The organism is Candidatus Pelagibacter sp. Uisw_099_02 (assembly GCF_047727625.1).
Taxonomy (GTDB): Bacteria; Pseudomonadota; Alphaproteobacteria; order Pelagibacterales; family Pelagibacteraceae; genus Pelagibacter.
The window spans coordinates 344804-359203 of sequence record NZ_CP159822.1 but is presented as its reverse complement, the minus strand read 5'-3'; the positions used below and the strand labels follow the sequence as shown (position 1 = coordinate 359203).

18 protein-coding genes and 1 riboswitch are annotated in these 14400 nt (G+C 28.3%); of the genes, 8 read left to right on the top strand and 10 right to left on the bottom strand.

Features of this window, described 5'->3' with window-relative positions:
- Window positions 1-6 precede the first annotated feature (6 nt).
- Window positions 7-957 (bottom strand): tripartite tricarboxylate transporter substrate binding protein, encoded by a 951-nt coding sequence (locus tag ABXT47_RS01880; protein WP_415309031.1) that lies wholly within the window; start codon window positions 955-957, stop codon window positions 7-9.
- Between the two features lie 165 nt (window positions 958-1122).
- On the opposite strand from ABXT47_RS01880, the gene ABXT47_RS01875 reads away from it, so the two are divergent.
- The gene (locus ABXT47_RS01875; protein ID WP_415309029.1) at window positions 1123-2289 is read left to right on the top strand and encodes a mandelate racemase/muconate lactonizing enzyme family protein; all 1167 of its coding nucleotides are present in this window, start codon (window positions 1123-1125) and stop codon (window positions 2287-2289) included.
- A 2-nt stretch (window positions 2290-2291) separates the two neighbouring features.
- On the opposite strand, the gene ABXT47_RS01870 is transcribed toward ABXT47_RS01875, so the two are convergent.
- The gene (locus tag ABXT47_RS01870) at window positions 2292-3059 is read right to left on the bottom strand and encodes an ABC transporter permease (protein WP_415309027.1); all 768 of its coding nucleotides are present in this window, start codon (window positions 3057-3059) and stop codon (window positions 2292-2294) included.
- Window positions 3049-3984 carry an ABC transporter ATP-binding protein gene (locus tag ABXT47_RS01865; RefSeq protein WP_415309025.1) on the bottom strand — a complete coding sequence of 312 codons (936 nt, stop codon included), beginning with the start codon at window positions 3982-3984 and terminating at the stop codon, window positions 3049-3051. Before ABXT47_RS01865 ends, ABXT47_RS01870 begins: the two co-directional genes overlap by 11 nt.
- Window positions 3985-4137: 153 nt before the next feature.
- Window positions 4138-4227, top strand: a riboswitch (TPP riboswitch).
- On the opposite strand from ABXT47_RS01865, the gene ABXT47_RS01860 reads away from it, so the two are divergent.
- Window positions 4214-5707, top strand: coding sequence for a sodium:solute symporter family transporter (locus ABXT47_RS01860; protein WP_415309023.1), 1494 nt, complete (start codon window positions 4214-4216; stop codon window positions 5705-5707). (Overlaps the previous riboswitch by 14 nt.)
- Window positions 5707-6369: a TenA family protein gene (locus ABXT47_RS01855; RefSeq protein WP_415309021.1), complete on the top strand. Its 663-nt coding sequence runs from the start codon at window positions 5707-5709 to the stop codon at window positions 6367-6369. Before ABXT47_RS01860 ends, ABXT47_RS01855 begins: the two co-directional genes overlap by 1 nt.
- A 4-nt stretch (window positions 6370-6373) precedes the next feature.
- Here ABXT47_RS01855 and ABXT47_RS01850 read toward each other — a convergent pair whose 3' ends face one another.
- A complete protein-coding gene (locus ABXT47_RS01850) occupies window positions 6374-6883 on the bottom strand; it encodes a hypothetical protein (RefSeq protein ID WP_415309020.1) in 510 nt (169 codons plus the stop codon).
- A 69-nt stretch (window positions 6884-6952) separates the two neighbouring features.
- On the opposite strand from ABXT47_RS01850, the gene ABXT47_RS01845 reads away from it, so the two are divergent.
- Genes ABXT47_RS01845 through ABXT47_RS01825 form a run of 5 tightly spaced genes read left to right on the top strand, consistent with a single transcriptional unit; the run spans window position 6953 to window position 9292 of the window.
- Window positions 6953-7636, top strand: coding sequence for an MBL fold metallo-hydrolase (locus ABXT47_RS01845; protein WP_415309018.1), 684 nt, complete (start codon window positions 6953-6955; stop codon window positions 7634-7636).
- A gap of 52 nt (window positions 7637-7688) precedes the next feature.
- Window positions 7689-8114 (top strand): c-type cytochrome, encoded by a 426-nt coding sequence (locus ABXT47_RS01840; protein WP_415309016.1) that lies wholly within the window; start codon window positions 7689-7691, stop codon window positions 8112-8114.
- A gap of 19 nt (window positions 8115-8133) precedes the next feature.
- Entirely contained in the window at window positions 8134-8652 is a 519-nt protein-coding gene (locus ABXT47_RS01835) for a copper-binding protein (RefSeq protein ID WP_415309014.1), read from the top strand.
- Complete coding sequence (locus ABXT47_RS01830; RefSeq protein WP_415309012.1) at window positions 8652-9104, top strand: DUF4396 domain-containing protein; 453 nt, start codon at window positions 8652-8654, stop codon at window positions 9102-9104. The genes ABXT47_RS01835 and ABXT47_RS01830 overlap by 1 nt, the downstream gene beginning before the upstream one ends.
- Window positions 9105-9106: 2 nt before the next feature.
- On the top strand, window positions 9107-9292 hold the full coding sequence (locus ABXT47_RS01825; protein WP_415309011.1) for a hypothetical protein: 186 nt from the start codon (window positions 9107-9109) through the stop codon (window positions 9290-9292).
- Window positions 9293-9317: 25 nt separating this feature from the next.
- Here ABXT47_RS01825 and ABXT47_RS01820 read toward each other — a convergent pair whose 3' ends face one another.
- The 6 genes from ABXT47_RS01820 to ABXT47_RS01795 all read right to left on the bottom strand — a co-directional run bounded on the left by ABXT47_RS01820 (window position 9318) and on the right by ABXT47_RS01795 (window position 14392).
- On the bottom strand, window positions 9318-9683 hold the full coding sequence (locus tag ABXT47_RS01820; protein ID WP_415309009.1) for a TlpA family protein disulfide reductase: 366 nt from the start codon (window positions 9681-9683) through the stop codon (window positions 9318-9320).
- Between the two features lie 76 nt (window positions 9684-9759).
- Window positions 9760-10653, bottom strand: coding sequence for a DMT family transporter (locus ABXT47_RS01815; protein WP_415309007.1), 894 nt, complete (start codon window positions 10651-10653; stop codon window positions 9760-9762).
- A 22-nt stretch (window positions 10654-10675) separates the two neighbouring features.
- On the bottom strand, window positions 10676-10993 hold the full coding sequence (locus ABXT47_RS01810) for an AzlD domain-containing protein (protein WP_415309005.1): 318 nt from the start codon (window positions 10991-10993) through the stop codon (window positions 10676-10678).
- Window positions 10993-11691: an AzlC family ABC transporter permease gene (locus ABXT47_RS01805; protein WP_415309003.1), complete on the bottom strand. Its 699-nt coding sequence runs from the start codon at window positions 11689-11691 to the stop codon at window positions 10993-10995. Before ABXT47_RS01805 ends, ABXT47_RS01810 begins: the two co-directional genes overlap by 1 nt.
- Before the next feature lie 18 nt (window positions 11692-11709).
- Window positions 11710-12768 (bottom strand): ABC transporter ATP-binding protein, encoded by a 1059-nt coding sequence (locus ABXT47_RS01800; protein WP_415309001.1) that lies wholly within the window; start codon window positions 12766-12768, stop codon window positions 11710-11712.
- 4 nt (window positions 12769-12772) lie between these two features.
- Window positions 12773-14392: an ABC transporter permease gene (locus ABXT47_RS01795; protein ID WP_415308999.1), complete on the bottom strand. Its 1620-nt coding sequence runs from the start codon at window positions 14390-14392 to the stop codon at window positions 12773-12775.
- Window positions 14393-14400: the final 8 nt, after the last annotated feature.

Sequence of the window (14400 nt, the reverse complement as noted above, 5' to 3'; positions counted from 1 at the left end):
ACTTGTTTACTTAATTAAACCAAGTTCTTTAGCAATAGCTTTGTTGGCTTTCATTTGTTTTTTCATAAACTTTTTCATTTCTTTATGACCAATGTTAACAACTACAAAAGCATTGTCTTCCATTTGTTTGATGAAAGCTGGATCAGCATTAATTTTCATAATACGATCAGACCATTCTTTAACCGTAGCTTTAGAAGCAGACTTAGGAAGTGCGTAACCTCTATATGCTCCAGAAACAATGTTATATCCTAACTCTTTAAAAGTAGGAACATCTGGGAAAGCTGGCAGTCTTTCTTCTGATGCTACAGCAAGCATTCTAACTTTAGAACCCTGTTTAGCAGCAACAGTTGAATAGCCAGCTTCAGCTACAACTACCTTACCTAATAATGCTTGAACAGCAGCACCTGTACCTTTGAAAGGAACATAAGTAGTTTTAACTTTTGCTTTTTTATTTAAAGAAATAGTTAAAAGATGGTTTGCTGAATATGTTCCAGATCCACTAAAAGTAAGTTGTCCTGGATTTTTTTTTGCAAAGCTCATTAACTCTTCTAATGTTTTGTAAGGACTTGATGCTTCTACTAAAATTGCATCAGGCGTATAGTGAAAAAATGAAAAAACATTTACATCTTCTGTTTTGTAACCAGCTTTTTCACCTTTAGCGATAGGTTGCATAATGATGTGTGGAAGGTTAACACCCATTATCACACTACCATCACTTTTTTCTGAATTTAAAGAAGACCAGCCTACTGATCCTCCACCACCTGGTTTGTATTGAACAACAATATCTTCCTTGTAAATGTCTTTATAATAAGGTTGTTGCATTCTAGCCGTAACATCAGATTCTCCACCTGGGCCGAATGGTATTATGTTTGTAACTCCTGCGTTAACACCACTTATACTAATAATTGTAAGTGATAATGCTGCAAGAAATTTACTAATATAAGATTTTAATTTCATTAGATATTTCCTCTTGTTAGTTAATTTATATATAAAAAGTATTTACTTTTAATGTTCGTGTCAATGAGCATGTAAGCTTAAATTTATGTTATATTTTAAGTTCTATCCTTGATGTTTATAAATATTGAAAGTAAAAAATCAAAATTACTCTATTATTAAATAAAAATGAAAATTATTGATATTCAAGAAAAAACTTTTTCAATTAATTCAGACATTAAAAATGCCTATATCAGTTTTGCAAAAATGGACTGTAGTGTTGTTGCAATAAAAACTGATGTCAAAATAAATGGTGAAAATGTGGTTGGGTATGGATTTCATTCAAATGGAAGATATGCAGTCAGTGAACTCCTAACAAAAAGATTTATACCTAGATTAAATGAAGCTAATGAAAAAGACTTATTAAACGACGAAGGTAATAATTTTAGTCCAGAAAAAATTTCAAAAGTTTTAATGCAAAATGAAAAACCAGGTGGTCATGGAGAAAGAAGTACGGCTGTAGGAACTTTAGATATGGCAATATGGGATATAGTTTCAAAAATAGAACAAGTTCCACTGTATGAATACTTGGCTAAAAAATACGGCAATGGAGAATTCACTAACAAAATTTTTGTATATGCTGCTGGTGGCTATTACTACCCAGGCAAAGATATTCCATTACTTCTTGATGAAATGAAAGGTTATTTAGATTTGGGATTTACAACAGTCAAAATGAAAATAGGAGGCGCACCTTTAAAGGATGATTTAAAAAGAATTGAAAGCGTTTTAAAGTTAGTCGGAGATGGTCAAAATTTATGTGTTGATGCAAATGGTAGATTTGATCTAAAAACAGCAATTAAATATGGAGTAGCAATAGAACCTTATAATCTTAAGTGGTATGAAGAAGCAGGAGACCCTCTGGATTATAAATTGAATTCTGAATTATCAAAAACTTATAAAAATGGATTAGCTACCGGTGAAAATTTATTTTCAATGCAAGATTCTAGAAATTTAATTCGTTATGGTGGAATGCGAAAAGATATTGACTGGTTACAATTTGATTGCTCTTTAAGTTATGGATTAGTTGAATATTTAAAAACTTTAAAAATGATGAAAGAAAATAATTGGAACTCCACAAGAGTGATACCTCATGGTGGACATCAAATTTCTTGTAATATTGCAGCAGGGTTAAATTTAGGTGGAAATGAAATTTACCCTAGTTTATTTCAGCCTTTTGGAGGATTTCCAGATTCTTCTTTAGTTGAAAATAGTTACGTAACCTTTCCAAAATTTATAGGCATGGGTTATGAGCATAAAAAAAAATTAAATGATTTATTTAAAAGGCTTTTTAGTTAATCTTAACTCTTAATATTATATCCTTTTTTAAGAAGAACTGAGACAGCAGTTATACAAATAATTAAAAATATAACCATTGAGCTTATACTTATCCAAATATCAAAATCAGAGACACCGTAGAAAGAAAATCTTAAGCCATCAATTAGATAAACTACAGGATTAAAATAAGAAATTGTTTGCCAAATTGGTGGCAACATATCAAGAGAATATAAGCTGCCTCCTAAAAATACCATAGGCGTTATCACTAATGATGGAATGATAGACATTTGTTCAAAGTTTTTACTAACAACACCAATTAAAAAGCCAAATAAAGCAAAAGTGAACGAAACTAAAACTAATAAAAATATCATTAACAATGGATATTTAACTGTCACATCTGCAAAAAAAGAAGCAGTTGCATAAATTACAGCACCAACAATTAATGTTTTAGTGGCTCCTGCTCCAACAAAAGCTAGAACCGTTTCAAGCGTTGATATAGGTGCTGCTAAAATCTCGTTAATAGTTCCATTAAATTTTGGAAAAAATATTCCAAACGAAGTGTTACTTATTGATTGAGTTAATAGAGTTAGCATTAAGAGACCGGGTACAATGAATGATCCATAACTAACACCATCAATTTTTTCAATATAATTTCCAATAACTGAACCGAACACTACAAAATATAACGAGGTGGATATTACTGGAGAAAGAATAGACTGACCTACAGTTCTTATAAATCTATTCATCTCATGAACATAAATAGCTCTAAATCCGTAATAATTAAATTTCATTATTTTCCTTTACTAAATCAACAAATATCTTCTCCAAAGTACTTTGTTCTGTTTTTAAATCTTTTAACTTTAAGCCAGTATCTTTTAAATCTTGTAATAAATCTGTAATACCAGTTTTTTCAGCTTGAACATTATAAGTATAAATTAAAGACATGTGATCTTCACCTATTTCAAGACTATATTTAAGTAAATCATCAGGAATTTCTTTAATTTTTTTTTGTAATTCAATAGTTAGTTTTTTATGACCCATTTTTTTAATTAATTCTTTTTTATCTTCAACAATAATAATTTCTCCTTGATTAATTACAGCTACACGGTCAGCAATAGCTTCTGCCTCTTCAATATAGTGGGTAGTTAAGATAATTGTGACCCCTGTTTTTCTTAACTCTTCAACAACCATCCACATGTCTCTTCTAAGTTCAACATCTACACCAGCTGTTGGTTCGTCAAGAAATAGTATTTTAGGCTCATGAGACAAAGCTTTTGCAATTAAAACTCTTCTCTTCATTCCACCTGACAATTGTCTCAGTCTTTGATCTTTTTTATCCCACAAACTTAAATCTTTTAAAATTTTTTCAATATGTTCTGGTTTAGGTAGCTTTCCATACAATCCTCTGGAATAAGACACAGTATCAAAAACAGTTTCAAAAGATTCTAAGTTTAGTTCTTGAGGAACAAGCCCTATTCTTGATCTCGTCTCTCTATAATCTTTTATAATATCAAAATTATCTATTTTAACAGTTCCTGAAGAAGGTTTAACAATTCCACAAATAATACTGATTAAACTTGTTTTTCCCGCACCATTAGGTCCAAGCATTGCAAGGATTTCACCCTGTTTTACTTTAAGACTAACATTATTAAGGGCTTTAAAACCATTATCATAAACTTTGGATAAGTTGTTAATGGATATTTGAATCTCAGACATTTATTAAGGTGTATATAGTTATTAATGAAATTAATTCAATAAACCTACTAATTTAATACATTATTTCATTACCTAGTGTTCATATCTTGGAGTTAAAATTTGACTTAATTTAATTATTTCTTAAATTAACTTTTATATTCTTTTTTTTAAGAATATCAGTTTCTGGGGTGCTGTAAAAAGCTGAGAATATACCCAAAGAACCTGTTGTATAATCACAACGAAGGGAAAAATGAACACAACATATCTAGATCAATCAACTACTATAATTACCTTACTTTTAACTTCATTAGCTTTTGCTACTATTGGAATAGTTTATTCAAAAGGTAAACTTTCGATTAACTCATATTTAAATGCAGATAGATCAATTGGTAAAAGATCTTTAACTGCATCATTAGTTGCATCATGTTTTGGTGTGTGGATTTTAATTGGTCCATCAGAGGCTGCTACTTGGGGTGGCTTAGGTGCTATAATTGGTTATGGCTTAGGTCAAGCTCTACCTTTCTTGGCTTTTATTACAATCGGTCAGAGAATGAGAAAAATTATGCCTAACGGTAATACTCTTACTCAATTTGTTTTAATTAGATTTGGTAAAGCTATGTTTCGTTTGGTTTTATTATTAACAATAATGTATATGTTTGTTTATTTTGCAGCTGAAGTTACAGCAATTGCAAAAGTTGTTAACTTAATGTCAGGGTTTCCTCTTTGGCAAACCTCTCTTGTAATAATTGTTGCCACTCTATCTTACACTCTTTATGGAGGACTTAGAGCTTCAATTTTTACAGATAAAATTCAATTTATTATAATTATGATTTTATTAATATTTGCTATCAACCATATCTATAATTCTGGAAATAATACTTTTACTATGGATTTAATTAATGAAAAAGCTGGTACATTAATGAGTGGTAAATATTTTTATGGCTATACTGCTGGCTTAACTTTTTTTATTGCTGTTTTTGCAACTAACTTATTTGATCAAGGCGTTTGGCAGAGAGTATTTGCAGCAAAAAGTTCAGATGATTTAAGAAAAGGATTTATGTCTGCCTTCTTAATTGTAATTCCATTTATGCTTGTTTTAGGTTTTTTTGGAATTCTTGCAGTATCAGTTGATAAAGCAGCAGACCCTAGTACTTTATTTTTTACACTTTTATTAGAGCCATTTACTGGAATTAATTCTTTGTTAACCATATCAATATTAATTTTAGTTTTAGCCTTAGTAATTAGCAGTATGGATACACTTATTAATGCACTTTCAAGCATTATTACTATTGAGGGAAATAAATTTATTAGTTTAAAAAATAAGAATAGTTATCTAATGCTATCTAAATATTTAATATGTGGTTTATCAGCAATTGTTTTTTTGATCGCATCTAAGGGTTACAGCGTCTTATTTATGTTTTTATTTGCAGATTTATTATGTTGTGCTGCTGTATTTCCTATTTTTTATGGGATGTTCAAAGGTGATGTTGATGAAAAACTTTCTTTAATCTCAGTTATAATTGGACTGATATCTGGATTACTTCTATTTCCTAACCAAACTTTTGATAAAAGTATTTTAATTGGTAAATTATTTCCAGCTGAAGTATTTCCTATTTGGATATCTACAACATTATTATTTTGGTCATTTATTTTAGCAACATTTACACCCATGATTACAGTGATGCTCTTTAAAAAGAATGATAACTTTAACTTTTCCAAAATTAAAACTTCAATTAAGGAATAGTGAATATTTACGATAATAAAAAAACCTTTTTTTATAAATTAAAAAATAGCTGTAAGAAGGAATGGTCTGAATACACTAATCATAAATTTTTATCTGATTTAGTAAGTAACAAACTGCCCGATGAAAATTTTAAAAATTATTTAGTTCAAGATTATGTTTTCTTACAGCAATTTCTTAGAATTTTAGCTCTTAGTGTTTATAAGTCTAATAGCTTTGAAGAAATTAATAGATCAGTGAATTTTATTAAGGGAATTGATCATGAAATCAAACTCCACATCAATTATTGCAAAAAATGGAAGATTCCCCTTAAATCTCTTAATAACATCGTGATCGAGAAAGCTAATAGTGCTTACACTGATCATGTACTCAGTGTGGGTAAAAATGGAGACAATCTTGATATTTTCTCATGCCTATCAGTATGCATCATTGGCTATGGTGAGATTGGGTTTAATCTTTCTAAAATTAAAAAATGGAAAAAAAGCAAATATAGTTCTTGGATTAAAATGTATTCATCAAACGAATACCAGCAGATAGCCAAAGACAATATTGATTATTTAGATGCTCTCTTGAAAAATAATAAGGGTAAAAAATTAAATATACTTAAAAAAAATTTTAAAAAATCAACTATTCTTGAGAGAAATTTTTGGGAATGTTTTGTTTAAATTTTTAGTTGCTTAGAATTTCTAAAGGCAATGGAGCTTCTGGGTATTTTTCTTTACATAACTTTTCATAATTTTTACAAAGAGTACTAACTGTATTGTGCGCTTCATCTTTTGATGTTAAAAATTTAATCAATGTATCTCTCTCAAATTCAATTTCTTTAATATCTACTTCACTTAAATATTCACCCGTCTCAACTTCCCAGTAAGTATCATTTAATTCTTCAATTTTTAAGGTATTAAGTTTTTTTTGTAACTCAACAATAATCTTATCATTAGTTTTGCTATCTTTCATTGGAGAATTTACTAATTTACCCAGACACTTATCCTTAAGATCATCTAAAAAAGTATTATAAGGTTTGCCTTCAGCTAAACCAGTAAAGTGATTACTTTCAAAATACTTGCTTATGGCTGCATTAGTAGTGATCTTATTTTTCCCTTTTGCAACAGCTACCTGAACATAAACTTCTTGGCTTATATATTCATTTAAATAATCTTTAATTTTATTAGATAGCATAAATTTTTTTCTCTAAATTCTGTTTGTATGCTTTAAATATAAGATAAATTAAATATAGTAAATTATATTATGATTTTTAAACAACTATTTGACAAAGCTACTAGCACGTACACATATCTTATTGCTTCAAAAAAAGGTCGAGAAGCCTTAATTATAGATCCAGTTTTAGAAAATGTTGAAAATTATATAAAATTACTTAACGAATTAAATTTAAAATTAGTAAAAGTCATTGATACTCATATCCATGCTGATCATATTACAGGAGCTAGTAAATTAAAAAATCAAACAAATTGTGTAACTATTATGGGTGATCATACCCCAGCTGATGCTGTAGAAATTAAAGTAAAAGATGAAGAAATTATAACGCTCGATCAATTGAGAATAAAAGCACTTCATACTCCAGGTCATACATCTGACAGTTTTAGTTTTTTAATGAATGATTGTTTATTCTCGGGAGACACTTTGCTTATCAATGGAACGGGTCGAACAGATTTTCAAAATGGTAGTGCTGAAGATGCTTATGACTCAATTTTTAATAAGTTGTTAAAATTACCTGAGGAAACCCTTGTTTATCCAGCTCATGATTATAATGGAAAGAAATTTAGCTCTATTGGTAATGAAAAAAAATTTAATCCTAGACTACAAGTCAATAACGAAAAAGAATATGTGAAGATAATGAATGGTCTAAATTTACCTAAACCAAAATTAATTGATCTAAATATTGCCAGTAATATTAAACTAGGGGCTATTTAGCTTTCATATTGTTAATACTAGTAAACTACCTAAATTATAATAATATAATTTTATGAAAACATTGTTAATTATAATATCATTCATTTTCATTAATCAAATTTCTTACGCTCATTTTCACTTTCCTATAACAAGAGACTCAACTTTAATGATTGCTAGAGGAAAAATTATCTACGAAAATAACTGTGTGAGTTGTCATCAAGTTAATTTGGTTGGTGCAGAAAATTGGAAAGACCTTGATGAAGATGGTCATAGAAAAGCACCACCTTTAAATGGTGCAGGTCATACCTGGCATCATGATGATGCTACTCTTCATAATATTATTAAATATGGTTTAGCAAAATTAGTTAAAAATTATGAAGGAAAAATGATTGGTTTTGGTGACAAAATAAATGATAAACAAATAGATTCTGTTCTATCATACATAAAAAGTCATTGGGATGATGAAATATATGAAAGACAAATTTCAATCAGTAAATAATAACTAAGGATAAATAAATATGATTAAAAAATTATACATACTAATGCTTTTTACAGTTTTCTCTTTTTCCACACAATCCAATGCAGATAAAAATATGATGAGTGTTGGCACAGAAGGTAAAAGTGATGATGTTACAAGAGTAATAAGAATTAAAATGTATGATAACTATTTTGAACCTAATTCTTTCAATTTTGAAGCTGAAGAGACTGTAAGATTTGAAGTAGAAAATTTTGGTGAGTTAGTTCATGAGTTTAATATTGCAAATGCCATGATGCACAAAAAGCACCAACCAGAAATGCAAAAAATGGTTGAAAATGAAATCTTACTTGGAGATAGTATTGATAGAAAAAAAATGGCTACAATGGCAGAAATGGATAAATCCATGAGTCATCAACATAGCAATAGTGTTTTATTGGAACCAAAAGAAAAAAAAGATTTAATTTGGAAATTTTCTAAAGCACAAAATATTGAAATAGCCTGTAATGTTCCAGGTCATTATGATGTTGGTATGATTGCAAAAGTAAAAATTGCTCAATAATGATAGAAAAAAATACTGTATCTAAAAATTTTCATTGGTCTTGCCAACACACATGGAGAAGAAGTGCCAAAAATACTATGTGGTGTGTTATTGGTTGTTCAATTGGAGATTTTGGAACAATATTATTTTTTCAACTGGCTCAAATTCCCTTTCCTATAATTGGTATAATGATCTTGGCAATCATTAATGGCTTACTAACTAGTATCATGCTTGAAACTTTTATTTTAATTAGACAGAATTTTAAATTTATAAATGCTCTAAAAACAGCTTGTGGGATGAGCTTTATCTCAATGATTAGTATGGAAATTTCAATGAATTTGACAGATTATTATTTAACAGGTGGAGCTCAACTTACTTATTGGGTCGTGCCTATTATGTTAATAGTGGGATTTCTAACTCCCTGGCCTTATAATTATTGGAGACTAAAAAAATTTAACATCGCCTGTCATTAAAAATGAATGTATTTATAATTTTATCATTACTAGTAATTTTAGTTGGAGTTATCTTATTAGTAGTCTCTCCATCGGTATTATTTAAATTGAACTGGGAAGAAAAAACAGGAAAAGATAAAATACTTATGTTCTTATTTTATGGAATTTTAGTTTATATAATTAATATCATCTTTTGGATTATCAAATAAACATTAATTGGTTTTGTTATTTAGATTAAGATTTTATTAATTCGTAGATTTTTGCTTTATTAGTTTGTCCTATGCTTCTGTGCACTTCTTTATTATTTTTATAGACAACAATTGTAGTCCAATAATCAATATCTAATTGTTTTGCTATATCTTTATCTTTTGTTTGTTCAAAACTTAAAAAAAGAACATCTTTAAATTCATTTTCTGCCTGATCTAGAATTTTAATTTGTCTTTTGCATGTTGTACAAGATTTTTCCCAAGAGTTTATAACAACTGTTTTTCCTTCAAGTTGAGCTTTATTAAAAATTTCATTTGTAAAAGTTGTGGTTTTTTCCACAGCAAAACAGTTAAATGAAATAAGCGTAAATATTAGAACTAAAATTTTTCTCATACATGATATATATATTGGTTAACTTTGCTTAACAAGAGGTGGTATAGGGGGTGTGCTAAATTTAACTAATGTAATTTTACTTTATTTTTCCAAGCTGTTTCTGTCTTGAAATAATTATTAATCCACTAATTATGATTATTATAGCTCCAATATAGCTATTGGTAGATGGAACTTCATCAAATAAGAAGTAGCCATACAATATTCCCCATAGGATTACCGAATATCTAAAGGTGGAGGTAACAGAAACAAGTGCAATTTTAATTGTCGCTACTGAAAAAATATAACCAAGTGCTAAAAAAAAAGCTGCTATAAATAAAATAAAAATATCCATTAAATTAAAATCATAAAATTTATAAATACTTAATAAACCAAAAAGAAGTGTCACAACAAAGCAAGTCATGAATGCGATTTGTAAACTATGATAATCTTTTTTAAATTTTTTTGTGTACATGTCTCTGATTGAAAGCATGATTGCAGCAATTATTGGGAAAATAAAATAATAACTAGACTCTAATTTTCCAGGATTAATTACCACCACCACACCTATAAAGCCCAATAATACAGCGCTCCATCTTCTCCATCTAACTTTTTCATTTAAAAATATTGCACCAAAAGCAGTTAATAAAATTGGTGCCATGCTTAAAAGAATATAAACATTAGCAAAGGGTAATAAAGCAATACCAATAAAAAAGAATAGAGCTGCTAAAGATTCTAAAAAACCTCTGACTCTTAACTCTTTTGAAGTAAAAATAGATTTAAAATTAAGTTCGTTCTTAATATAAAGAAAAAATAGAATAAAAAGCAACGTAAAAATACCTCTTATAAAAATTATTTGATTTAAAACAAATATCTCATCATAGTTTTGATAAATAACTTTAACAAAAGCATCATTAGTAGCAAATGAGAATTGACATAAAAGCATATATAATATGCCAAGCAACTCATTATTAATTTTAAATTTAGGAAACATAAAATTTTAATTATAAGTTTTTCTATTGATAATATACAAAAATCAAAAACCAATAAGAAGTAAGTCCAACAAATATTGTAGCAATAATGCTTCGGCTGAAATAACCTATAATTATAGCAAATATAGCTGCTAAGATTTTTGGATTACTTTCAATATCTATTGCGCCTGCACTATCTAAGAATATTGGTGGAAAAATTATTGCAGGGAAAATAGCAGAAGGTACATAGGAGAGTATTTTTTTTGTCTTATCATTTAATATGTCCTCTTTTAATAAAAAAATCATAGAAAACCTTGTTAAATAAGTAATAATTCCACAGTAGATAATTGTCGACCAATGCATTAATTTTTCTTTGAAGTTATCAAAGTTAATAATGTGGCAACTAGTAAAGCAGATATTGCTGCAACAATAATATATGCTTGAAATGGTATTGTATTATACCCAATAGTTGCAACTATTCCTGACACCAGCATTACAATAATATTTTTAAACTTTCTAAAATCATTAATTAATAAAGCCAAAAAGGTTAAAGAAATAGCAAAACTTAAACCTAGCTCTTCTGGAACAACTGATCCTAGAACTATACCTAAAATTGTTGATATCTGCCAAATGATCCAACAAGTAAAGCCAGCTCCTAATAAGTGATAGTGTTTAAAGCTGTTTTTTTTATTTTTTTTAAAATAAGTATTTGAGACAGCAAATGCTTGATCAATTAATACGTAAGATAAAATAATTTTCCAAGTTAATTTTAAATGAGATAAATATTCTGAAAAAACGGCTCCATATAATAAGTGTCTAGAATTAACCGCACCAACAGAAGTTATTGCAACTAAAGAAGAGGCTCCTCCCGAAAATAACTGAAGCAATACTATTTGAGAAGCTCCACCAAAAATTATAATAGACATTCCAAATGTCATATGTGCACTTAATCCTAACTCCATACCAATAACACCATAAATGATGCCAAACGGAACTACGGGTATCATTAAAGGACTTACATCTATTATTCCCTTAGATAAGTTTTTTAATCTATCATTCATTTTAAGTTAAGTTTTGTATTAGAAACAAACTATATGATCAATATTAATTGGTCTCTTGATACCAAATTTTTCATCTACTTCATGTTGATGGATATGGTGAGAATGTACAAAAACTGGAATTAACTTATTGCTCTGAGTTTTAAGTGTGTAGATAAAATTGGTTCCTCTAAATTTTCTATCCACCACTTCTAATTTTAAATTACTTTGATCATCATGTTCTAGATCTTCTGGTTGTAATAGAAGCTGAACCTCAGATCCTTTTGGGTAGTGTTTTATAAAATTACCAGTTATTGATCCCAAATCAACACTCTCTAAACTATTTTCACCTGTGACTTTTGCTGGAATTAAAATTCCTCTATTTAAAAAGTTAACTACCTCTATTGAATTTGGAAAATGGTAAACATTATATGGATCATCAAATTGTTTTAATTGTTCATCAAGGATTATGCCACATTTTGTACCTAAATAAAAAGCTTCATATGAGTCGTGTGTTACAATGATGGTTGTTATTTTTTGCTCTGTTAATATTTGTTTTAACTTAACTTGGATTTCTTCTTTAAAATTCTGATCAACATTTGATAAAGGTTCATCTAATAATAACAAATCAGGATTTGACAATAAAGATCTAGCTAAAGAAGCTCTTTGTGCTTCACCAGAACTTATTTGATGTGGATATTTATCAATGACATGATCAATATGAAGAAATTTAATTATCTCATTTATATTTAGCCCTTTTTTTTTCTTTTTATTTCTCTCAGCACCAAATTTTATATTTTCTAAAACATTATAATGAGGGAAAAGTGAGTTATCTTGAAAGGCCATTGATATGTTTCTATCTTCTGGTTCTACATGAACATCTTTAGAAGAAAGTAATTTATTCTTTAATTTAATTTTTCCAGAATTAATTTTTTCTAAACCAGCAATTGTTCTAAGAATTGTAGTTTTACCAATTCCAGATGGACCCAATAAGCAGATAATGTCTCCTTGATTTTCAATAGTCAATGAGACATTACTTACTTTGTTTTGTGCGCTAGCGGTAAATGTTACATTATCAATTTCTAGAAAATTTTTTGTCATAATTTTAGTCTTTAAGAATATATTTAGATGTAATTAATATAAAGAAACTTGCAATGATTATAAGAAATAATGATGGGGCTGCTGCGGCCTCTAATAAATCCTGAGAAGCATAGATATATGCCTTTGTTGCAAAAGTTTCAAAATTAAATGGTCTCATAATTAGCGTAATTGGTAACTCTTTAATGATTTCAATGGTTAATAAAATTCCTATCAATAAAATTGAGTTTTTTAGATATGGGACATGTATGTTTTTGAATGTCTTGAATTTAGAATATCCAAGCAGATATGCACCTTCATCAATAGAATAGTTTATTTTTAAATATCCCGATTTAATTCCGTTACTTGCTAATGAATAAAATCTAATAAAATATACTAAAACTAGGCCAAGAATAGAGCCTATAAAAATTGGCTTTATACTGTTCATTTCAAATTGACCTATAATACTGCTGTCAAACCATGAGATAAAGGTAATGAATGCTACCGCTAAAATAATCCCTGGTATTGCATATCCTGAAATTGAAAAAGTAGTTAGTGCTTTTAAAAATTTACTTTTAGAAACTCTATTTCCATAATTTGAAATAAAGGCTAAGGCAATTAATAAGCAGCTAGATAAAATTACTAAAATTGCAGTATTAGAAAATAAGTCAACTAGATCTAAATCAGCTAAATGTTTTGGAAATAGAATTGTCCAATAAAGCATTTGCAGGACCGGAAATAAAAAACTTATAGAAAAAATTAACATACAAAAAGAAAATGCTAAAAACGACTTGTATCCACTTAAATTAATAACTGATTTAGATTTAAACCCTCCTTTAGAAGGTGAGTGATATTGAGCCTTCTTTCTTGAAAAGTTTTCTAAAATAAATAATCCAAGAATAAAAATTAATAGGTAAAATGACAATCTGTTAGCAAGAGTAAGATCATCAAAAGAAATCCAAGCATTATATATTCCTGTAGTAAAAGTAGATATTCCAAAAAAAGATACAGATCCAAAATCTGATAAAGTTTCCATTGCAACTAAGGACAGACCAGCAACGATAGCAGGTCTTGCAGAGGGAAGTATTATCTTAAAAAAAGATCTTTTTTTAGAGAAACCAAGATTTTTTCCAAGTTCTATTAAATTTTGTGACTGATAGTGAAATGATGTTCTGGTTAAAACATAAACATAACCAAATAATGAAAATGATATTGAAATTATGGCTCCAATCATTCCATCAAATTTAGGAATGTGGGAATTATAATTACCTTCTCCAAATAAATTTTTTAAGATTGAAAAAGCTGTTCCATAATTTTCAAAAAAAGCAGTTAAGGAATATGCATAAATATAAGCTGGGACAGCAAAAGATAGAATTAAAGACCATTTAAAAAAATTTACACCTGGAAAATTATAAAATGAAACTAAATAAGCGCATCCAACACCAATTATAAATGTTAAAAATAAAACACCTATTAAAAGTATTAAAGAATTATAAATATAATCATAAAGAAAAGTATTTTTTAAAATTAAACTATAATCTCCAGTAGTTTCAAAAAAACTGCTAAATACAGTTAAAATCGGTGCAGCCACTACTAAAGAAATAAGTAGTGATGATATATACCAAATATTTATTTTTCTAAATCTCATAATTTACA